Below are 21548 nucleotides of genomic sequence, written 5' to 3'. Positions count from 1 at the left end.
ATGACGCTTTCAAGGGCAGCAGCTCAGCAAGCACCGGCGAAAATCGGTGAGAAGCGGCGGCAGTAGTACTCAGTAAAGAATTCAATCACCTGGAGTGATACATGAAAGCACTGCTCGATCTATTCAAGCAAGTTCAAACGAACGAAACCTTCGACGCCATCAAGATTGGCCTGGCGTCGCCCGAGAAAATCCGTTCGTGGTCCTACGGCGAAGTCAAGAAGCCGGAAACCATCAACTACCGCACCTTCAAGCCTGAGCGCGACGGCCTGTTCTGCGCCAAGATCTTTGGCCCGATCAAGGACTACGAATGCCTGTGCGGCAAGTACAAGCGCCTGAAGCACCGCGGCGTCATCTGCGAGAAGTGCGGCGTCGAAGTCACGCTGGCCAAGGTGCGCCGTGAGCGCATGGGCCACATCGAGCTGGCCTCGCCGACCGCCCACATCTGGTTCCTGAAGTCGCTGCCGTCGCGCCTGGGCATGGTCCTGGACATGACCCTGCGCGATATCGAACGCGTGCTGTACTTCGAAGCATACGTCGTGACCGATCCCGGCATGACCCCGCTGAAGAAGTCGCAGATCATGTCGGAAGACGACTACGCCGCCAAGTACGAAGAATACGGCGACGACTTCACCGCATTCATGGGCGCCGAAGGCATCCGTGAACTGCTGCGCTCGATCGACATCCACCGCGATGCCGAAGCCCTGCGCGTCGAGCTGAAAGAATCGAAATCCGAAGCCAAGATCAAGAAATACGCCAAGCGCCTGAAAGTGCTCGAGGCGTTCCAGCGTTCGGGCATCAAGCCTGACTGGATGATCATGGAAGTGCTCCCGGTCCTGCCGCCGGAGCTGCGTCCGCTCGTCCCGCTGGACGGCGGCCGTTTCGCGACCTCCGACCTGAACGACCTGTACCGCCGCGTCATCAACCGTAATAACCGCCTGAAGCGCCTGATGGAACTGCGCGCGCCGGAAATCATTACGCGTAACGAGAAGCGCATGCTGCAGGAAGCAGTGGACTCGCTGCTGGACAACGGCCGTCGCGGCAAAGCGATGACCGGCGCCAACAAGCGTCCGCTGAAGTCGCTGGCTGAAATGATCAAGGGTAAGGGCGGCCGTTTCCGTCAGAACCTGCTGGGCAAGCGCGTCGACTACTCGGGCCGTTCGGTCATCGTGGTCGGTCCGCAGCTGAAACTGCACCAGTGCGGCCTGCCGAAGCTGATGGCCCTGGAACTGTTCAAGCCCTTCATCTTCAACAAGCTCGAACTGATGGGTCTCGCGACCACCATCAAGGCCGCCAAGAAGCTGGTCGAAATCCAGGAACCGGTGGTCTGGGACATCCTTGAAGAAGTCATCAAGGAACACCCGGTCATGCTGAACCGTGCACCAACCCTGCACCGTCTCGGTATCCAGGCGTTCGAGCCGGTCCTGATCGAAGGTAAAGCCATCCAGCTGCACCCGCTGGTCTGCGCGGCGTTCAACGCCGACTTCGACGGTGACCAGATGGCAGTCCACGTGCCGCTGTCGATCGAAGCGCAGATGGAAGCGCGTACCCTGATGCTGGCGTCGAACAACATCCTGTTCCCGTCGAACGGCGAACCGTCGATCGTGCCGTCGCAGGATATCGTGCTGGGTCTGTACTACGCATCGCGCGAGGCGATCAACGCCAAGGGCGAGGGCATGCTGTTCCCGGACGTGTCGGAAGTGATCCGCGCGTACGACAACAAGGAAGTCGAACTGGCGACCCGCATCACCGTGCGTATCGTCGAATTCCCGAAGAACGCCGAAGGCGGCTTCGATCGTACCGTCACGCGCTACGAGACCACCGTCGGCCGCGCCATCCTGTCCGAGATCCTGCCGAAAGGCCTGCCGTTCAGCGTGCTGAACCGCTCGCTGAAGAAGAAGGAAATCTCGAAGCTGATCAACACGTCGTTCCGCAAGTGCGGCCTGCGTGCCACCGTCGTGTTTGCCGACAAGCTGATGCAGTCGGGCTTCCGCCTGGCGACCCGCGCCGGTATCTCGATCGCCGTCGACGACATGAAGATCCCGGACGTCAAGAAGGGCATGATCGCGACCGCCGAAGCGGAAGTGAAGCAGATCGAGCAGCAGTACAGCTCGGGTCTGGTCACCGCCGGCGAGCGTTACAACAAGGTCGTCGACATCTGGGGCAAGACCTCCGATGAAGTCGGCAAGGCGATGATGGACCAGTTGAAAGTGGAGCCGGTCACCAAGCGTGACGGCACCGAAGGCACCCAGGAATCGTTCAACGCCATTTACATGATGGCCGACTCGGGCGCCCGCGGTTCGGCAGCCCAGATCCGCCAGCTGGCCGGTATGCGAGGCCTGATGGCCAAGCCGGACGGTTCGATTATCGAAACGCCGATTACCGCGAACTTCCGCGAAGGCCTGAACGTTCTGCAGTACTTCATCTCGACGCACGGCGCCCGTAAGGGTCTGGCCGACACCGCGCTGAAGACCGCGAACTCGGGTTACCTGACCCGCCGCCTGGTCGACGTGACCCAGGATCTGGTGGTGACCGAGGACGATTGCGGCACCAACAACGGCACGCACATGAAGGCGATGGTCGAAGGTGGTGAAGTCATCGAAGCCCTGCGCGACCGTATCCTCGGCCGCGTGACCGGCAACGATGTCGTCAATCCGGAAACCCAGGAAACCGTGTTCGAAGCCGGCACCCTGCTGGACGAAGACATGGTCGAAGAGATCGAACGCCTCGGCATCGACGAAGTGAAGGTCCGCACCCCGCTGAACTGCGACACCCGCTTCGGCCTGTGCGCGATGTGCTACGGCCGTGACCTCGGCCGCGGCATGCTGGTAAACAGCGGCGAAGCAGTCGGCGTCGTGGCGGCACAGTCGATCGGTGAGCCGGGTACCCAGCTGACCATGCGTACCTTCCACATCGGTGGTGCGGCATCGCGTGCAGCGGTGGCATCGTCGGTCGAAGCCAAGTCAAACGGCACGGTCCGCTTCACCGCGACCATGCGTTACGTCACCAACGGCAAGGGTTCGCAGATCGTCATCTCGCGTTCGGGCGAAGTCCTGATCACCGATGACCACGGCCGTGAGCGCGAGCGTCACAAGGTGCCGTACGGCGCGACCCTGATCGTCAAGGATGGCCAGGTCGTGAAGGCCGGTATCGCCCTGGCGACCTGGGATCCGCTGACCCGTCCGATCATCACCGAGTACGCAGGTACCATCAAGTTCGAAAACGTGGAAGAGGGCGTCACCGTCGCTCGCCAGGTGGACGAAGTGACCGGCCTGTCGACCCTGGTGGCAATCGATCCGAAGCGCCGCGGTTCGGGCAAGGTCCTGCGTCCGCAGGTCAAGCTGCTGAACGAAGAAGGCCAGGAAGTGAAGATCGCCGGCACCGAGCACGCCGTGACGATCGGCTTCCAGGTCGGCGCGCTGATCATGGTCAAGGACGGCCAGCAGGCAACGGTGGGTGAAGTGCTGGCACGTATCCCGACCGAATCGCAGAAGACCCGTGACATTACCGGTGGTCTGCCGCGCGTTGCCGAACTGTTCGAAGCACGTTCGCCGAAAGACGCCGGCATGCTGGCGGAAGTCACCGGTACCGTCGCGTTCGGTAAAGAGACCAAGGGCAAGCAGCGCCTGGAAATCACCGACATGGACGGCAACAAGCACGAGTTCCTGATCACCAAGGACAAGCAGGTTCTGGTCCATGATGGTCAAGTCGTGAACAAGGGCGAGATGATCGTCGATGGTCCGGCCGATCCGCAGGACATCCTGCGCCTGCTGGGTATCGAAGCGCTGGCACGTTACATCGTCGACGAAGTGCAGGACGTGTACCGTCTGCAGGGCGTGAAGATCAACGACAAGCACATCGAGGTGATCGTTCGCCAGATGCTGCGCCGCGTACAGATCGTCGAAGCCGGCGACACCGACTACATCGTCGGCGAGCAGGTGGAGCGTTCGGAACTGCTGGAAGAGAACGACCGCATGAACGCCGCCGGCAAGCTGCCGGCAACCTACGAGAACGTACTGCTGGGTATTACCAAGGCATCGCTGTCGACCGATTCGTTCATCTCGGCCGCATCGTTCCAGGAAACAACCCGCGTGCTGACCGAAGCGGCGATCATGGGCAAGCGCGACGGTCTGCGCGGCCTGAAGGAAAACGTCATCGTCGGCCGCCTGATCCCAGGCGGTACCGGCCTGGCATTCCACCGCGCTCGTAAAGAGAAGGAAGTGTGGGAGGCGGAAGAGCGCCAGGCACTGCTGCAGCAGGAGAAGGCCAACATGGCTGCCGAACTGCAGGCGATGGAAGACCAGCAGAATGCTGCAGCTCCGGCGGAGCAGCATCATGGGGATGGCGAGTAATCGCTGTAGCTAGCGGAAAATGAAGACGGTACCCTGCGGGGTGCCGTTTTTTTATGGTCGAATGATCATCTCGCGTGTGACCGCACTCATCCCTTTCCCAGTACAATCGCCTTTGCTTGTCCTGTCATCGTTTCCCCTTCTCGGTAAAGCCCATGTCCGTCATCACCCGAAATAACGTCCAGATCGCCGGCAGCGGCGCTGCGACCATGGTCTTCGCCCACGGCTTCGGCTGCGACCAGACCATGTGGCGATTCATGGCGCCCGCCTTCAGCGAACGCTTCCGCACGATCACCTTCGACTTGGTCGGCAGCGGCGGTTCCGACCTCAGCGCCTACGACCGCAGCAAATACGGCACGCTGCACGGCTACGCCGACGACCTGCTCGAGATCCTCGACGAGTGCGCTACCGGCCCGGTCGTGTTCGTCGGCCATTCCGTCAGCACCATGATCGGCCTGCTCGCCAGCATCAAGGCGCCGGAGCGCTTCGTGGCCCAGGTCATGGTCGGGCCATCGCCGTGCTACATCAACGACGGCGACTACCTCGGCGGCTTCAACCGCGACGACATCGACGAACTCCTCGAGACGCTCGAGGCCAACTACCTCGGCTGGTCCAGCAGCATGGCGCCGGTCATCATGGGCGCACCGAACAAGCCCGAGTTGGGCGAGGAGCTGACGAACAGTTTCTGCCGCAACAACCCGGAGATCGCGAAGCACTTCGCGCGCGTGACCTTCCTGTCCGATCACCGCGCCGACGTGCCGCTGTCGACGGTGCCGGCACTCATCCTGCAATGCAGCGATGACCTGATCGCGCCGCGCAGCGTGGGCGATTATCTCCACCGTCATCTACCGAAGAGCACCCTCCATGTGATCGAGAACGTCGGCCACTGCCCGCACATGAGCGCGCCCACCGAGAGTTCACGTGCCATCGACGCCTTCCTCGCCGCTACCCTGCGCTGAGGCCGGGGCGGGGTGCGAGAATATCGCGCTCCCGTCGAGCGAGCTGCTGTTCGAGAGCGCCGCCTGTGCGCTGGTACTCACCGACACGAATGGCCTGATCCTGAAAGCCAATGCCACCGCCTTGCGCTGGCTCGGCTTTGAAGCGGGCGAGCTGGTGGGCAAGCTGCGCATGCTCGAGCTGCTGCCGGTCGGCGCCCGCCTGTTCTATCACACCCATTGCCTGCCGATCCTGCAGGTCCAGGGCTCGGTGGCCGAAGTCCAGATCGACCTGCGCAACCGGCAGGGCGAGCGCCTGCCGATGCTGGTCAACATCCTGCGCCTGCAGGACGGCGCCGGCACCCATGACCACTGGGCGCTGTTCAAGGCGTCCGACCGGCGCCAGTACGAGCGCGAGCTGCTGGCCGCACGCAAGGCTGCGGAGGCGGCATTGGAAGCGCGCCACGGAGCCGAGGCGCAGCTGCAGGCGCTGAATCACCAGCTGTCCGCGGCGGACCGCCGCAAGGACGAGTTCCTGGCGACGCTGTCGCACGAACTGCGCAATCCGCTGGCGCCGATGCGCAGCGCGCTCGACATCCTGACGATGAAGTTCCAGGGCCTGGCGGACGAGCGGCTCCTGTCGGCATTCGACCGGCAGCTGCGCCACCTGACCCGGCTGGTGGACGACTTGATGGAAGTGTCGCGCATCACGCAGGGACGCATGCAGCTGCGCCGCGAGCCGGTGGAGCTCAGCGCGCTGGTGCACAGCGCCGCCCAGGATGTCGCGGCGCTCATGGCCGCGGCGCGCCATACGCTGCACCTGGCGGTGGCGCCGGCGCCCGTCATCGTCAACGGCGACGCTACGCGGCTGCTGCAGGTCGTGCTCAACCTCTTGACCAACGCCGCCAAGTACACGCCGGATGGCGGCGAGGTCGAGCTCGCGCTGCTGTGCGAGGGCGGCCATGCCGAGATCCGGGTGTGCGACAACGGCATCGGCATCCCGGCGGATGCCTTGGGGAGCGTGTTCGACATGTTCTCCCAGCTGGAGCCGGCTTTGGTGCGTGCCAAGGGCGGCCTGGGCATCGGCCTGGCCCTGGTGCGCGGCATCGTCGCACTCCATGGCGGCACGGTGGCCGCCGACAGCGCGGGTCCGGGCATGGGTAGCCGGTTCTCGCTGCGCCTGCCGCTGGCGGAGGGAACGGTTTGCCGGCCGGCCGGGCCGTCGGACGAGGCGATCCCGAGCGGCCTGCGCATCCTGGTGGTCGACGATAACGAAGATGCCGCGCAGATGCTGGCGATGGCGCTGGAGCACGTCGGCTGCCAGGTGCAGGCGGCGCACAGCGCCAGCGCCGCGCTGGACATGGCTGCCGCTTCCAGGCCGCAGGTCGCGCTGCTGGATATCGGCTTGCCCGACATGACCGGCTACGAACTGGCGCGGCGCCTGCGTGCGACCGAGGCGGGGGCGCGCATGACCCTGGTCGCCACCACCGGCTGGGGCCAGGAAAAGGACCGCCAGCTGGCGTTCGACGCCGGCTTCGACCACCACCTGACCAAACCGATCGATGTCGCGCAGTTGCGCTCCCTGCTGGCATTGAAGCGCGGATGACCGGTCTGTTGCGCACGTCACGCATCCGAACACGCATCCCGCGTAATGACTGCTATGATTCGCAGCTGAGTTAGCTGTTTATCCATATTTCCTGCCCCGCGAGCACCATGCCTTGGCCCTTTGACGCGACCCTGGACGCCCCGAGCGCCTCCACCACCATGTCGGAGATGGAGCGCCGCATGCGCGCCTTTCCCTGGGAGACCACGGCCGTCGGCCCGGTGGCGGACTGGCCGCACAGCCTGAAACAGGTCGTGCGCACCGTGCTCGACCTGCGCATGCCGGCCTATCTCGCCTGGGGCGACTCATACGTCCAGTTCTTCAACGACGCCTACATTCCCATTCTCGGCACCAAGCTCGAGGGCGCGTTGGGCAACGACACCCGCGTCACCTGGCCCGAAGCCTGGCCCACGCTCGCGCCCCTGTGGGAGCAGGTGTACCAGGGCACGCCGCTGGGCGACGACGAATTCCAGATCACGCTGCACCGCAACGGCTACCCCGAAACCTGCTACTTCAGCCATTCGTACAGCCCCGTGTACGGCGACACCGGCCGTGCCGAGGGCCTGCTGGCCACCTGCGTCGAAACTACGAAGGCCGTGCTGGGCGAGCGGCGCCAGGCCTACCAGCTCAAGCTGGCCGACACGCTGCGCCGCGAGACCGAATTCGGCCCGATGCTGAAGGCGACCATCCACCTCACCAGCGAGTACTTCACCGGCTCCAACGTCGCCTACGTCGAGCTGGATGAGCAGAAGCGCACCTTTACTGTGAAAGAAGAGTGGAAGGACGGTGTCGAGACCGGCGGTGCGCAGGGTACGCTGCCGGTCGACATGCTGTCGCCGGCGCAGCTCGATGCGCTGCGTGCCGGCATCACGATCTGCATCGACGACGTCTCGACCGACCCCGAATGCGCGGCGGTGGCCAAGCCCTGCCTGATGCTCGGCATTCATTCGGTGGTGGTCATCCCGCTCAAGGACGGCGACCGCCTGCATGGCGCCGGCTTCCTGTACAAGGACCATCCCTACCGCTGGACCGTTGATGAGCGCACCCTGGCCGAAGACCTGGCGCGCCGCACCTGGGAAGCGCTGCGCCGCATCCGCGCCGAGGAAGCGCTGCGCGAAGAGACGCGCATGCTCGAACTGCTCAACCGCGCCGGCAGCGTGCTCGCGTCCACGCTCGACATCGACACCCTGCTGCAGTCGCTCACCGACGCCGCCACCGCGCTGACCGGCGCCGAATTCGGCGCCTTCTTCTACAACGGCCAGGACGCCAACGGCGACGCCTACCTGCTGTACACGCTCTCCGGCGCCCCGCGCGAAGCCTTCGAGAACTTCGGCCATCCGCGTCCGACCGCGATCTTCGCGCCCACCTTCAACGGCGGCGCGCCGATCCGCAGCGACGACATCACCAAGGATCCGCGCTACGGCCGCATGGGCCCGCACCACGGCATGCCGAAGGGGCACCTGCCGGTGCGCAGCTATCTCGCCGCCGCGGTCAGCTCGCGCTCGGGCGAGGTGCTGGGCGGCCTGTTCTTCGGTCATTCGCAGCCGAAGATGTTCGACGAGCGCACCGAGCAGCTCATCTCCGGCTTCGTGGCGCAGGCCGCGGTGGCGATCGACAATGCACGCCTCTACGACCTGGCGCAACGTGCGGCGAAGGAGCGCGACGGCATCCTGGCCAGCGAGCGCGCCGCCCGCGCCGAGGCCGAGCGCCATAGCAAGATGAAGGACGAGTTCCTGGCCATGCTGGCGCACGAGCTGCGCAATCCGCTGGCCCCCATCACCAATGCGGCCCAGCTGCTGCGCATGCCCACGGTGGACGAGAACCTGCGGCTCAAGGCCAGCAGCATCATCTCGCGCCAGGTGCGCCACATGACCGAACTGGTGGACGACCTGCTGGACGTCTCGCGCGTCACCCGCGGCCTGGTAAAACTCGACACCGAAACGCTCGAGCTGAACGCCGTGCTGCGCGCCGCCGTGGAGCAGGCGCGCCCGCACATCGAGGCCAAGAACCACCTCTTGAGCGTGGAAGCGCCGTTGCGGAAGGTAGAGGTCGTCGGCGACCGCACGCGCCTGGTGCAGGTGCTGGTCAACCTGCTGAACAACGCGGCCAAGTACACGCCGGCCGGCGGGCGGATCACCCTGCGGCTCGAGGCCGGCCCCGAACAGGCGCGCTTGAGCGTCATCGACAACGGCGCCGGCATGGACGCCAAGCTGCTGCCGCACGTGTTCGACCTGTTCACCCAGGCAGAGCGCACGCCGGACCGCTCGCAGGGCGGCCTCGGCATCGGCCTGGCGCTGGTGAAGACCATCGTCCAGATGCACGGCGGCCAGGTCGAGGCGCACAGCGACGGACCGAATCTGGGGGCGTCGGTGTCGGTGCTGCTGCCGCTGGCAACCGAGGCTTCCGAAACCGAAGGACGCACGGCCCCTGCGGCGCTGCTTCCAAAAGCGAATACGCGTCCGGTGGCGCCATGCACGCTCACCATCGTCGACGACAACGTCGACGCGGCTCAGTCGCTGGCGGTGCTGCTGCGCGAGCAGGGTCACACCGTCCACGTGTTCGACGGCGCCATGCGCACGCTCGCCTCCAGCGAGATCCTTCACACCCACGCCTTCATCCTCGACATCGGCCTGCCCGACATGACCGGCTACGAACTCGCGCGCCGCCTGCGCCGCGAGCACCCGGACGCCAGCTTCATCGCGCTCACCGGCTACGGCCAGGCGCGCGACCGCGACCTGTCGAAGCAGGCCGGTTTCGACCACCATCTGGTGAAACCGGTGGAATTCCGTGCCCTGGCCGATATCCTGGCCAGGCTGCCGCAGTGCCAGCCGGCGGCGAACAGGCCAAAAGAAGCGGATATTGCCGGCGTCAGCTGAAATTCTCGTTGTCTTGACTTTATTTCTATTAGTCAGCACTATTGTTAAATCCCCGACATCATCCGTACCAAGCCGTGTCCCGTAAAAAGAACAGCCGCCAGTGGGCGCGCCTGCGAATCCTGTGTTCCGGCGGCCTGCACCTGATGACCCTCATTCCCGATGCACTGGAGCTGGTGCGCGAGCTGATTCCCAACAGCGCGTCCCAGCTGTTCCTGCTCGCCGCGCGCGCGCCGGAAGACGTGCAGGAAGCCAACGTGCTGGGCGTGCTGCCGCCGCCGAACGGCTACTTCTATGGCGATTCGGTCGACTTCGGTGTGGCCCCGAGTGAAGCGCGGGCGCGTGCGGCCCACGTGCTCGAAGTGCGCCTCGGCCCGGCATCGAACCCGTTCGGCACCCTGACCCTGCTGCGCGACGAGGGCCCGCCCTTCGACCTTGATGACGAGGAAGACCTGGGGCGCGTCGCCAATTATTTCGACCACGCGATGCGCAACGCGGTCACGGCCGGCAACGGCCTGAGTGGCGTGATCGAGGACGAGGCCATGCTGCTGGCCACGACCGGTGGCGACATCCTGTTCCTGAGCGATTCGGCCGGCGCGCTGCTCGGCCAGCTGGCTTCGCAGGAGCAGCAGGTGTTCGACCGCCGCACGCTGCCGCCGTTCTGCCTGCGCCTGGTGGAATCGGTGGTGTACGGCGAGCGCTATCCCTGGCGCCTGCCGGCGGGCACGCTGGAGCTGGCCGGCGGCGTGCTGGAAGCGCGTGCGCAGTGGATGAGCGCCGGTTCCTACGATGCCATCCACAGCCGCACCGTCGGCATCTTTTTGAAATTCGTGGTCCCCATGCCGCTGCGGATCTGGCGCGCGCTCGGCAGCGTCGAGCTGTCGCCGCAGCAGATGGAAGTGGCGTTCTGGATGGGCCTGGGCGGCGGCCGCGACGCTGCCCGGAGCCGCATGGACGTCAGCGACGCCGTGCTGCGCGACTGCGTGAAGGCGGTCTACGAGAAGTTCGGCTGTACGTCCGAAGCCGGCCTGCTGGCCATCCTGCGTCCCGCCATCTCGCGCATGTAAGCTGCGTTCGCGCGCGTGTTCTCCTGAACATCCCCCACCAAGGGGGATGGAATACACTTGCCTGGCTGTCTATTATCTCAACCGTTCCCAAGGAGGTTTGTATGAACATTCGATGGATGTGCGCTGTCGCGCTGGGCGCTACCTGTGCTCTTGCCAATGCTGCCGACATGAAGGTCACCATGAAGATGGCGACCGAGAAGGGAGAGGGCCAGGGGATCGGCACCGTGACCATCAGCGAAACGCGTTACGGACTCGTGTTCACCCCGGAATTGAAGGGGCTGCCGGCCGGCTTGCATGGTTTCCACGTGCATGAAAACGGCAGCTGCGGACCGAACCAGAAGGACGGCAAGACGGTGCCCGCGGGCGCCGCCGGCGGCCACCTCGACCCGGCCAAGACCGCCAAGCACGGTCTGCCCTGGGGCGATGGCCACCTCGGCGACCTGCCGGCCCTGACGGTCGACGACAAGGGCGCCGCCACCAACCCGGTGCTGGCGCCGCGCCTGAAGCTGGCGGACGTCAAAGGCAAGGCATTGATGGTCCACGCGGGCGGCGACAACCACGCCGACCACCCGGCGCCGCTCGGCGGCGGGGGCGGGCGGATGGCCTGCGGCGTCATTCAGTAAGCCATCCCTGGCACGGTCAGGGATGAAATAAAATTTCAATTATAGGGTTAAAACGAAATGAAATTTCACTCCCTGATCGCGGCGGCATTGCTGTGCGCGGCATCAAGCAGCCATGCGGCGCTGATCCACCAATTCAACCTGGATGGCTCACTGAACGATTCAGTAGGAACGGCAACGCTGCAGGGCGATGGCCAGCTCACCGCCAGCGCCTACGTCTTCGACGCCAACGAGGGACTGCGCCTCGATGCGCAACTGGGCGGCGAGTACACCATCGACATGGCGTTCCACTTCGACAGCTTCGGCAACTACGGCCGGATCCTCAATTTCACGAACCTGGTCGGCGATAACGGTTTCTACGCGCAGAACCACATCTTCCGCGTCTTCGGCTCCACTGGTCCGGTCACCGGCAGCAACGGCTATCTCACGGCGAACGTGGACAGCCGCGTCACGCTTACCCGTGACGCTGCAAAGATGTTCAAGGTGTACCAGAACGGCGAACTGGTGCTGAGCGTCTCGGACCCCAACAACATCACCGATTTCGGCCAGAACGTCGCCTGGTTCTTCCGCGACAATAATGGCGGAAACGGCAACGAGGCAAATCCTGGCGCCGTCGACTACATCCGCATCTACAGCACGGCGCTGAGCGCCGATGAGGTGAAGGTGCTGGCGCCGCCGTCCACCGACGTCAGCGAGCCGGCGACCTACGGCCTGCTGGGCGCCGGCCTGGCCATGATGGGCTGGACGCGGCGCCGCCGCAAGTAAGCCAGGGCAGGGCAGGGCAGGGGCCATGCTCGGGTTCGGGATATGGCACAGCTCACACAGTTCGCGCTAAGATGTTCGTGATTAACTTGCGAACATATCAGCGACATCGATCGTGATTATCCGAGACAGGCCGTCCGGCCTCAAGCTGTTCCTGCTGCTGCGCGGCTCGGTCCTGCCGCGCATCCTGCCCACCCTTGCGGTCAACGTGGCGATCGCCATCCTGGTCACCTGGACGCATGGGGTGCTCGGCGGCCTGAAGATCACGGTGACCGCCATTCCCTTCACCCTGATCGGCCTGCCGATCGCGATCTTCCTCGGTTTCCGCAACAATTCGGCCTACGACCGCTTCTGGGAAGGGCGCAAGCAATGGGGCGAACTGGTGCTGCGCAGCCGCAGCCTGGCGCGCCAGTGCACGGGCCTCATCGCGGGCGACGGGCCGGCGCTGGCCCGCAACGGCATGCACGACGTGCGGGTACGCATGGTCTTGCGCGGCCTCGCTTTCTGCTGCAGCCTGCGTGACCAGCTGCGCAACCGGCCAGGCGACCCGGTGCTGGGCAACTTGCTGGCACCATGCGAGTTCGAGCGCATGCAGCGGCAGCACAACAAGCCCGACTACCTGATGCGGCAGATGGGCCAGGACCTCGGCCAGTGCGTGAAGGATGGCCGCATCGACGCCTGCCTGGCCGCCAACATCGACGCCACCTTGTCCGCGATGACGGCCGCCGGCGCCGCGTGCGAACGCATCAGGAACACGCCGATCCCGTTCTCGTACTCGGTGCTGCTGCACCGCACTGCCTACATGTACTGCTTCCTGCTGCCCTTCGGCCTGGTCGACACGATCGGCTTCATGACGCCGGTGGTGGTGGCGATCGTGGCCTACACCTTCTTCGGCCTCGATGCGCTGGGAGACGAGCTCGAGGAGCCGTTCGGCATGGAGCCCAACGACCTGCCGCTGGACGCCATCTGCCGCGCGATCGAGATCGACCTGCGCACCGCGCTGGAAGACGACGACATCCCGCCGCCTTTGGTGCCGGTCGATTTCTGCCTGATGTAAGAACGCAGCGCACGGCGACCGTGCGCCCTGCAACTGCTTACTTGGCGGCCGTACGCGCCTTGCCGAACGGATCGCCCGCCTTCCATGCCGGCGCCTTCGGCGAATCGGCCACCATGCGGCCCAGGTTCAGCGTGAACTGCGCCTGCTGCACCATGCCCGCCAGATCCCAGGCCGGATCGTATTCGTCGCTCACCTGGTGGTAGCGCTCGCGGTAGGCCTTCTGCTTGGCGTTGCTGGCCTCCACATCCTTCACCCAGCCGTGGCCCGCGCCCACCGAGAATGCCGGCACGCCGGCCTTGGCGAAGCTGAAGTGGTCGCTGCGGAAGTAGCCGCCGCCCAGGTCAGGCTTGGCCGGGGCAATGCTCAGGCCCATGCTTTGCGCGGTGGCGGCTGCCATCTCGCCCAGGTCGGTGCGCTCGCTGCCCGGGGTATTCACGTCCTTGACCAGGCCGACGAAGTTCAGGCTGTCCAGGTTCAGGTTGGCGACGGTCTTCTCGATCGGCCATAGCGGCTTGGCGGCATAGGCCGCGCTGCCCAGCAGGCCCTGTTCTTCGGCAGCCACCCACAGGAACATCTGGCTGCGCTTGGCCGGGTTGCGCACCGCTTCCTGCGCCATCGCCAGCAGGGCGGCGGTGCCGGAGGCATTGTCGACCGCGCCGTTGAAGATGGTGTCGCCGCTGCTGCCCTGCTTGCCCATGTGGTCCCAGTGCGCGCTGTACACCACCAGCTCGTCCTTGAGCGCCGGATCGGTGCCCGGCACGATGCCGGCCACGTTGAATTCGTTCAGCGTGCGCACCTCGGCGCGCGCCTGGCCCTTGACGCGGGCTTTCAGTGCCACCGGCTTGAAGCCTTTGTCTTCGGCCGCGGCGCGCAGCTTGTCGAGGTCCTGGCCGCCGGCGGCGAACAGCTTGCGCGCGGTGGCGTCGGTCATCCAGCCCTGCAGGCCGGTGCCCAGCTTGCCCTCGGCCAGCTGGAAGCGCTCGGCATTGGCCCAGCTGTTCTGCACCACGCTCCAGCCGTACGAGGCCGAAGCGTCGGTGTGGATCAGCAGGACCCCGGCCGCGCCCTGGCGCGCCGCTTCTTCCAGTTTATAGGTCCAGCGGCCGTAGTAGGTCAGGCCGTCGCCGTTGAAGCGCTTCGGCTCCGCGGCGGTCGGCTTCGGATCGTTCACCATCATCACCAGCACCTTGCCCTTGACGTCCAGGCCCTTGAAATCGTCCCAGCCTTCTTCCGGCGCATTGATGCCATAGCCGACGAAGACCAGCTCCGAATCCAGGTTGTGGTCGGCCTTCGCATCGCCCGGACCCCAGACCCAGTCGGCGCCGAACTGCAGCGGCAGCTTCTTGCCGCCGGCGACCAGGGCGATGTTGCTCTTCTGCGGCAGCGAGCGCACGCCGGCGATCTTGACCGGCTGGCGGAAGCTGCCGTTATTGGCCGGCAGCAGCCCGGCCGCGGCGGCCTGGGTTTCGAGATAGGTGACGGTCAGTTCGCCGCCGCGCTGGCCGGTGCCGCGGCCTTCGACGGCATCGGACGACAGGAAGGCGAGGTGGGCGCGCAGCGGCGCTTCCTTGACGGCTGTAGCCTGTGCTGGCTGCGGCGTGTCGGCAGCGCCGGCGGCGATGGCCGGGTAGGCCAGTGCCAGGCTGCTTGCGAGGGCGGTAAGGACAACGGAGGAGACGATCTTGTGCATGGCTTCCTGCTGCTTGGGTTGATTGGGTAGTGCACGGCGTGCGCCGACCATTGTATGCCAAGCGCTCAGTAAAACCGCAACACATCCGCCGACACCGTCATCCCCGTTCCCGGCATGCGCGGCGGCGCGCCGGGCGGCAGCAGGTGCTCCGGCAGGCCGGGCATGCGTTCGTGGACCATCACCGCCAGCACGTCGTCCGCCGGGGCGTCGATCGTGAAGCGCAGCACCCGGTCTTCCATGCCGTACAGCGACAGCGACCACGGGCTTTCCTTCGACGTCAAAACGCGTCCGTTCAGGGTGGAGCGGTGCGGCTTGGTGCCGGCCACCCACATCTTGACGTGCGGCGCCCGGTTCTTCGAGCGCAGCGTGAACTCTACCCGCCGCAGCGGAGGGTTCAGCGAGGGCAGGGCCAGCGCCGGGTTCCTGAGCATATAGGCTTCCGGGAAGGCGATGCCGTCATCGCGCGGCGCGATCGAGAACCACTGGCGCGGACTGTGCCAGCCGAACACGTCGACGTAGATCGCGGGCTTGTCCAGCGTGGGAAAGAGCTGCTTCGACCAGCTGTCCAATGGCTGCGGCGGCAGCAGCCAGTAGGCGCGCCAGCTGTTCATGTCCTTGAAATAGACCAGCCGGTTCGGCTCGAGGCCGGGTCGCTCCTGCGGGGCCGGAGCGGAAGCCTGGCCCGGCAGCGCCATGCAGGCGGCCAGCGAGGCCGCCACCCCGACGCCCACCAGGCGCCCCAGCGGCAGCAGCAGGAACAGGCTGGCAAAGCACAGCAGCATGAGCGCCATGACCACCGCCAGCACGTACAGGCCTTGCGGAGCAAGGGTCCAGGCGTCGCGCAGGGCCGGCACGAACAGCAGCGGCGCAGGGAGCAGGCCGGCACCCAGGATCAGCAGGCGCAGCGCGAAGGGCCGCGGCGTTTGCAACAAGGTATAGGCCACCAGCGCGGCGGCCAGCGGCCAGGCCAGCAGCCAGGCTGCCTCGGGCGCCGACAACAGGGCGAGCAGCAGCGCGATGCCAAGCCAGGCCATCGCCCCCAGGAACACGGCGTGTGCGCCCGTGAACCTGCGCAGCAAATAGAGCGCACCCGTGAACAGGCAGCCCCCGGCCACCAGGAACACCACCGCCTGGCTGGCGTCCTGCGCCTGCGCCAGCGCCAGCGCGCCCAGTTCGGCGCGCCGCTCCCACAGCAGCATCCGCGCCGCCAGCAAGATCAGCGCCATGCCGAAGAAGCCCTGCACCAGCGGCGCCACGGTGGTGCCGGTCTCGCCCAGCGCCCGCCGGTAGCCGCGCACCAGCAGCAGGCCGGCCAGCGCCGCCAGGCTCCAGCACAGGATGGCCGAATGCTGGACGTTGCCAGCCAGCGGCAGGGCGAAATACGCGCGCGGCTGGCGCGTGCCGCGGGTGAGCGATTCCGCCCCGAAGTGGCGCGCCAGGCGCAGCATGGTGTCGCCCAGGTGGGCCAGCATGGCCGGGTCGAGCCGTTCCACGGAATCCAGGGTGCGGGCGCCGTCGAAACGATGGCCGGTGTTCACGAACAGCAGGACCGGGGCATCGATGCCGGCCAGCGGACCGATGCGCGGTGTGTCCGGCAGCATCTTGTAGAAGCGCGCCATCAGCGATGATCCGGCTATGTTGGGCGTCGCCCCTGTCCAGCCTCCCAGCGCGCCCCCGCCCGCGCCGCTGGCGGCGTACAGCACCAGCGGACCGGCGCTGCCGGCGGCGTCGAACTTCAGCGTCAGGCCGATTCGAAGCGCCAGCGGGTGCTGCTCGGCGAAGCCCTTGGCGCCGAGGCCGCCGACCTCCTCGCCGTCGGCGAACAGCATCACGATATCGTTGGGGTGGGCCGGGCCGGCGTGCAGCTTGCGCGCGACCTCCAGCATCGCCGCCACCTGCGCCGCGCCGCGCGCCGCGCCCAGTGTGGCCAGGCCGCTGTCGTAGTGTGCCGCCAGCAGCAGCGCCGGGCGGCGCTGGCGGTCCGGCGCACTACCGGGCAGGCGCAGCACGATGTTGTGCACGACGCCGAGCGTCACGTCGGTGCCGCCCCAGAAGCGGATGGTGGACTTCTGCACCGTGGTGGTCTGCACCTGCGGCTGCAGGCCCATGCCGCGCAGCTGCTTGAGGATGTAGTCGCGCGCGCCGGCGTTGGCGGCGGTGGCGATCGGGCGCGGCTGCGCGGCCAGCGCCGACACGTGCCGCATCATCCGGTCCAGCGCCGGCGGCGCGGTCTGCGTGGGTACCGGCGCGCGGATGGCGCTCCAGGCCAGCACCGCAAGCACGGCGGCGGCAAGCGCAACCCAAGGCAGGGCGCGCGACGGCGCCGTCGGTATTCCAGCGGTAAGCATGGGTCTCTCCTCGTTATTTGTATTGTTGTCAGTGCCGCGGGCGAAAAAAAACCCGCGGTGGAATGCGGGTGGAAAAGGGAAACGGTAAGACTTAGTCGAGCGTCCAGACATAGGCGATCTGGCCCCATCCGGCCTGGGCGACGCCGTTGTTCATGGCCGGCTTGAACTGGCACAGGCTCAGGGCGTTCACGGCGGCGCGGTCCAGTTCGCGGTGGCCGCTCGACTTCTGGACCCGCGCATCCTGCACGCGGCCGTCAGGGCCGACCAGCAGCGCCAGCGTGACAGTGCCCGTGTCGCCGTTGCGCGCCGCGCTCACCGGGTAGTCCGGCTTGGCGCAGCCGTCGGCGCTGGCCAGCACCGCGCTGCCCATCTGGCCGGCGCCGCTGCTGGCGGCGGGTGCCGGTTCGGCCGGGGGCGCCTCGACGGTCGCGGGCAGGGCCTGTTCGACGGTCGGCTGGGCTTCGGTAGTGGCCTGCACCTGTTGCTCCACCGGAGGCGGCGGGATGTCGATTTCCGGCGCCGGCACCACGATCGGCGGCTTGACGGCCTCTACCCGCGGCTGCGGTGGTTGCGGCGGCGGGGGCGGTGGTGGCGTTTGAGGCTGGATCCACACCGTGGCATCGTCGATCAGCTTGGGCAGGCTGATGGTCTTCGAATCCAGGGTGTTGATCAGCCCCAGCCCCACCAGCACGTGCAGGCCGGTGACCAGGGCGAACTTGCCCGCCTTGCCGCCGGTTCCATCGTTAAGTTGCGTGAAGTGCATGGCGATCTCCTCTTCTTGTTGGTTCCGGCGAGTGGATCGCAGGAATTAGTGCCTAGGGAAAGATATGCATCCGACAGTTGATGGAATTAATATATGCTAGGGCTTGGTAGTGTGTAAAGCTAATTCGTAGTAATTTTGCTTCCGGTTGTCAGTCTTCTTGGCGCACAAGAGGGAATGGATGGGGTCTCGCGTCGCGGCCCGTTGTATGAAATAATCCTCGTACAACCCGCTTGCTTTCTGTCGCTTGGCACAGTGTCCTGCCAGAGATTGGTAAGCGAACGACAATGTGCAAATACGTGCGCCGCATGGGCGGGTGATACACAGGAGTGAAAGTGGTGTCCGAACAGAAAAAACCGATCCGCGTGATGCTTGCGGACGACCATCCGATCGTCATGACCGGCTTCGCCATGTCGCTCGAAGCGGCCGGCATGCAGGTGGTAGGGCAGGCCAAGACCCCGAGCGAGGCGGTGGCGCTGTATGCGGCGCAGCAGCCCGACGTCGTCATCCTCGACATGCGCTTCGGCACCGAGCTGACCGGCCTGGATGCCGCGCAGAGCATCCTGAAGGACGATCCGCGCGCCAAGATCATCTTCCTGAGCCAGTTTGACCAGGACAGCCTGATCAAGGAAACCTATCGCATGGGCGCACACGCCTTCGTCACCAAGGATTGCGATCCGTCCGACCTGGTGACGGCGGTGCGCCATGCCCATGACGGCAAGCTGTACTTCCTGCCGCAGATCGCCTCGCGCCTGGCCAGCATGGCGGTGCGCGGCGACGTGACGCCGCAGTCGCAGCTGGACGAGCGCGGACTCGAGATCTTCAAGCTGATGGCCGAAGGCATGACCAATGCCGAGATCGCCGAGAAACTCGATCTGTCGACCAAGACCATCAGCAACATCAGCCAGTCGATCAAGGAAAAGCTGGGCGTGCACCGCCAGGCCAACATCACCTTGCTGGCCGTGAAGCACGGCCTGATCGAGCCCTGAGGTCTTGATGCGTCACCTGGGCTTCCTGTGCGCGGCAGCTACCGCGCTTGCGTTCCTTGCCGCGCCGGCGCACGCCGCCGCCGCGCAGGCAGGCGCTCCCCAATTGGCGGACGGCGCCGGCGCGCCCAAGGACGAGGAAGTGACCGGCTTTCGCTTCCAGATCCTCACCGGCGACGACAGCGAGGTCACGCGCCGCATTGCCGAAGACCTGTACAAGCGGCTGGTGCCGACCTTCGCCGCCTTCCGCACCGAACTGGGCCAGCGCCGCCGCATGCTGTACGTGGCGATCGGCCCGGCTGCGCTGCGCGACGCCGTGGCGCGCAACTGCGACTGCGTGATCATCTCGGCCTTCACCTCGAGCCAGGTGTGGCGCGCGCTCACCGAAAAGACGCCGGTCGCGCGCGCCGGCCTGATCACCGCCGTGTATGCCGAGCCGGCGCCGGCCGACCAGCTGCGCCTGGCCACCTTGCTGTACGGCCGGCCGGTGCGGGTCGGCGCCATCCTCGGCGGCGACACCGCCTTCCTGCGCCCGGCGCTCGAAGCCGAGGTCGACGTGCAATCGATCGCCCCGGGCGACGACATCAACCACACGCTCAACCGCATGACGCGCGCCGAGGTGCTGCTGGCGATGCCCGACGGCGACGTCTACAACCCCGAGAACGTGCGTAACATCCTGCTCTCGACCTACCGCCGCAAGCAGGGCGTGATCGGCTTCTCGGCCGACATGGTGAAGGTCGGCGCGCTCGCCACAACCTATTCCGAGATCGAGGACATCAACACCCAGGTGGCCGAGATCGCGGCCGCCTTCGTCATCACCGGCGACCTGCCGCCGCCGCAATTTCCGCGTTACTTCCGCACCGTGGTCAACGAAGGCGTGGCGCGCTCGCTCGACGTGCGGGTGACCGACAATGCGCGCAGGTTTACACGACTGCCTGCGCGCCCGACCGCGCGACTGGCGCCCCGGCCATGACGCTGCGTTTCTGGCGCGGCTGGAGCATCGGCCGGCGCATGGCCTTCATCACCATGCTGCCGGTGACTTTCCTGTTCACCTCCTTCGTGTGGTACTCGTATTATTCGCACCGGGCCCAGGTGGCCGAGGAACTGGCCGAGCGCGGACGCACCCTGGCGCGTGCGCTGGCCGAGACCAGCGAATACAACGTCATCTCCGGCAACCTGTCCGACCTGCGCCTGACCATCAACGGCCTGGTGCAGTCCGACAGCAGCATTTACCGCATCGAGGTGACCGGCACCGACGGCACCCAGGCCGTGCGGGTCGATTCCGAGTCGGCCATCGACGCCCAGTCGCACCACTACGAGGCGCCGATCAAGAAGCAGGTGGTGTGGATCAACCTGTTCACCGACAACGGCACCCCGCACGTCTCGGCCTCGAGCGACCTGCGCCCGCCCACCCTCACCACCGAGATCGTGGGCTGGGTGCGGGTCACGATGTCGCCCTCGAACATGATGGCCAAGCAGACCCGCCGCTTCCGTTTCGAGGTGGGCATGGCCGCACTGGCGCTGGCTGCCAGCGGCGTGATGGCATGGGTGCTGGCGCGCTCGCTCACGGTGCCGCTGCGCGAGGCGATCGGCGCGCTGAGCCGCATCCGCAACGGCGATTTCCGCGTACACCTGCCGGTCAAGACCGGCGGCGAAGTCGGCGAGCTGCAGGCCTCGATCGGCCAGATGTCGCTGGCGCTGGAGGAATCCAAGCGCGACCTGGAAAACAAGGTGGCCGAGCGCACCCGCGACCTGCTGGCCTCGCGCAACGAGGCGCTGCGCGCCGACGCCGACAAGCGCAAGCTGATCCAGAAGGTGAACTCGATCATCGAGGACGAGCGCAAGAGCATCGCGGTCGAGATCCACGACGAACTGAACGCGTCCCTGATCGCCGCGCGCCTCGAGGCCCAGGCCATCGGCGCGCTGGCCGCCAAGGCAGCCAAGGTGGCAGCGACCCCGGAGATCGAAGAGATCGGGCGCAAGTCGCAGGCCATCACCAAGCTGGCCCTCGACCTGTACGCCAACGGCCGCCGGCTGGTGCGGCGCCTGCGCCCCGAGGTGCTCGACATGCTCGGACTGCACGGCGCGGTGGAAGAGATGGTGCGCCACTACGACGGCAGCTCGGGCTGCGGTTTCGAATTCCACGGCGAGGGCGATTTTTCGCGCCTGTCGAACGAACTGGCGATTTCCGCCTACCGCATCGTGCAGGAAGCGCTGTCGAACGTCATGAAGCACGCCCAGGCCACGTCGGCCCAGGTGCGCCTGGTGCTGGACGAAGGCGCCCAGACCCTGCGCATCGTGGTTGCGGACGACGGCAACGGCTTCGACCCGGCCAGCGCTTCGGAAGGCATCGGCATCATCGGCATGCGCGAGCGCGTGTACGCCGTGCACGGGGTAATGGACGTGCGTTCCAGCCCGGGCGGCGGCACGGTGCTGGCGATCACCCTGCCGCTGCATGCGCCGGCGACCGTCCTGCCTGTTCCTACGGTTTAACCCAACTA

14 protein-coding genes are annotated in these 21548 nt (G+C 66.2%); 11 read left to right on the top strand and 3 right to left on the bottom strand.

Annotated features, from left to right (window positions below; genetic code table 11):
- Positions 1–101: 101 nt before the first annotated feature.
- From rpoC to AC56LU_RS06975, 8 genes are all read left to right on the top strand, one after another.
- Positions 102–4349: a DNA-directed RNA polymerase subunit beta' gene (rpoC, locus tag AC56LU_RS07010; RefSeq protein ID WP_497174875.1), complete on the top strand. Its 4248-nt coding sequence runs from the start codon at positions 102–104 to the stop codon at positions 4347–4349.
- 152 nt (positions 4350–4501) lie between these two features.
- Complete coding sequence (locus AC56LU_RS07005; RefSeq protein WP_497174874.1) at positions 4502–5305, top strand: alpha/beta fold hydrolase; 804 nt, start codon at positions 4502–4504, stop codon at positions 5303–5305.
- Complete coding sequence (locus AC56LU_RS07000) at positions 5268–6887, top strand: hybrid sensor histidine kinase/response regulator (protein ID WP_497174873.1); 1620 nt, start codon at positions 5268–5270, stop codon at positions 6885–6887. Before AC56LU_RS07005 ends, AC56LU_RS07000 begins: the two co-directional genes overlap by 38 nt.
- Before the next feature lie 107 nt (positions 6888–6994).
- A complete protein-coding gene (locus tag AC56LU_RS06995) occupies positions 6995–9760 on the top strand; it encodes an ATP-binding protein (RefSeq protein WP_497174872.1) in 2766 nt (921 codons plus the stop codon).
- Positions 9761–9834: 74 nt separating this feature from the next.
- Entirely contained in the window at positions 9835–10824 is a 990-nt protein-coding gene (locus AC56LU_RS06990) for a helix-turn-helix transcriptional regulator (RefSeq protein ID WP_497174871.1), read from the top strand.
- 101 nt (positions 10825–10925) lie between these two features.
- Entirely contained in the window at positions 10926–11447 is a 522-nt protein-coding gene (sodC, locus tag AC56LU_RS06985) for a superoxide dismutase [Cu-Zn] SodC (RefSeq protein ID WP_497174870.1), read from the top strand.
- 57 nt (positions 11448–11504) lie between these two features.
- Positions 11505–12209 (top strand): LamG-like jellyroll fold domain-containing protein, encoded by a 705-nt coding sequence (locus AC56LU_RS06980; protein WP_497174869.1) that lies wholly within the window; start codon positions 11505–11507, stop codon positions 12207–12209.
- A gap of 112 nt (positions 12210–12321) precedes the next feature.
- Positions 12322–13263: a bestrophin family protein gene (locus tag AC56LU_RS06975; RefSeq protein ID WP_497174868.1), complete on the top strand. Its 942-nt coding sequence runs from the start codon at positions 12322–12324 to the stop codon at positions 13261–13263.
- Positions 13264–13300: 37 nt separating this feature from the next.
- Here the strand turns inward: AC56LU_RS06975 and AC56LU_RS06970 are convergent, their stop codons facing one another.
- The 3 genes from AC56LU_RS06970 to AC56LU_RS06960 form a co-directional block, all read right to left on the bottom strand.
- Positions 13301–14953 carry a M28 family peptidase gene (locus tag AC56LU_RS06970; protein WP_497174867.1) on the bottom strand — a complete coding sequence of 551 codons (1653 nt, stop codon included), beginning with the start codon at positions 14951–14953 and terminating at the stop codon, positions 13301–13303.
- 65 nt (positions 14954–15018) lie between these two features.
- Positions 15019–17301 carry a M28 family peptidase gene (locus AC56LU_RS06965; protein WP_497174866.1) on the bottom strand — a complete coding sequence of 761 codons (2283 nt, stop codon included), beginning with the start codon at positions 17299–17301 and terminating at the stop codon, positions 15019–15021.
- A gap of 91 nt (positions 17302–17392) precedes the next feature.
- The gene (locus AC56LU_RS06960; protein WP_497174865.1) at positions 17393–18064 is read right to left on the bottom strand and encodes an energy transducer TonB; all 672 of its coding nucleotides are present in this window, start codon (positions 18062–18064) and stop codon (positions 17393–17395) included.
- Between the two features lie 335 nt (positions 18065–18399).
- Here AC56LU_RS06960 and AC56LU_RS06955 point away from each other — a divergent pair, with 335 nt between their 5' ends.
- The 3 genes from AC56LU_RS06955 to AC56LU_RS06945 are packed head-to-tail and all read left to right on the top strand — an operon-like array spanning position 18400 to position 21540.
- Entirely contained in the window at positions 18400–19050 is a 651-nt protein-coding gene (locus AC56LU_RS06955; RefSeq protein WP_497174864.1) for a response regulator, read from the top strand.
- A 7-nt stretch (positions 19051–19057) separates the two neighbouring features.
- Positions 19058–20020 (top strand): hypothetical protein, encoded by a 963-nt coding sequence (locus AC56LU_RS06950; RefSeq protein WP_497174863.1) that lies wholly within the window; start codon positions 19058–19060, stop codon positions 20018–20020.
- Complete coding sequence (locus tag AC56LU_RS06945) at positions 20017–21540, top strand: sensor histidine kinase (protein ID WP_497174862.1); 1524 nt, start codon at positions 20017–20019, stop codon at positions 21538–21540. Before AC56LU_RS06950 ends, AC56LU_RS06945 begins: the two co-directional genes overlap by 4 nt.
- Positions 21541–21548: the final 8 nt, after the last annotated feature.

The sequence above is a fragment of the Telluria sp. PB2R4 genome, assembly GCF_059685695.1.
Note: the sequence above shows the minus strand (reverse complement) of the source record. Positions and strands in the feature narration are given on the sequence as shown.

Bases quoted from the DNA above. Each gene is read 5' to 3' on its own strand.
- AC56LU_RS06950 (WP_497174863.1), top strand. From the start codon at position 19,058: ATGCGTCACCTGGGCTTCCTGTGCGCGGCAGCTACCGCGCTTGCGTTC.
- sodC (WP_497174870.1), top strand. From the start codon at position 10,926: ATGAACATTCGATGGATGTGCGCTGTCGCGCTGGGCGCTACCTGTGCT.
- AC56LU_RS06960 (WP_497174865.1), bottom strand. From the start codon at position 18,064: ATGCACTTCACGCAACTTAACGATGGAACCGGCGGCAAGGCGGGCAAG.
- AC56LU_RS06945 (WP_497174862.1), top strand. From the start codon at position 20,017: ATGACGCTGCGTTTCTGGCGCGGCTGGAGCATCGGCCGGCGCATGGCC.
- AC56LU_RS07005 (WP_497174874.1), top strand. From the start codon at position 4,502: ATGTCCGTCATCACCCGAAATAACGTCCAGATCGCCGGCAGCGGCGCT.
- AC56LU_RS06995 (WP_497174872.1), top strand. From the start codon at position 6,995: ATGCCTTGGCCCTTTGACGCGACCCTGGACGCCCCGAGCGCCTCCACC.
- AC56LU_RS06980 (WP_497174869.1), top strand. From the start codon at position 11,505: ATGAAATTTCACTCCCTGATCGCGGCGGCATTGCTGTGCGCGGCATCA.
- rpoC (WP_497174875.1), top strand. From the start codon at position 102: ATGAAAGCACTGCTCGATCTATTCAAGCAAGTTCAAACGAACGAAACC.
- AC56LU_RS06970 (WP_497174867.1), bottom strand. From the start codon at position 14,953: ATGCACAAGATCGTCTCCTCCGTTGTCCTTACCGCCCTCGCAAGCAGC.
- AC56LU_RS06965 (WP_497174866.1), bottom strand. From the start codon at position 17,301: ATGCTTACCGCTGGAATACCGACGGCGCCGTCGCGCGCCCTGCCTTGG.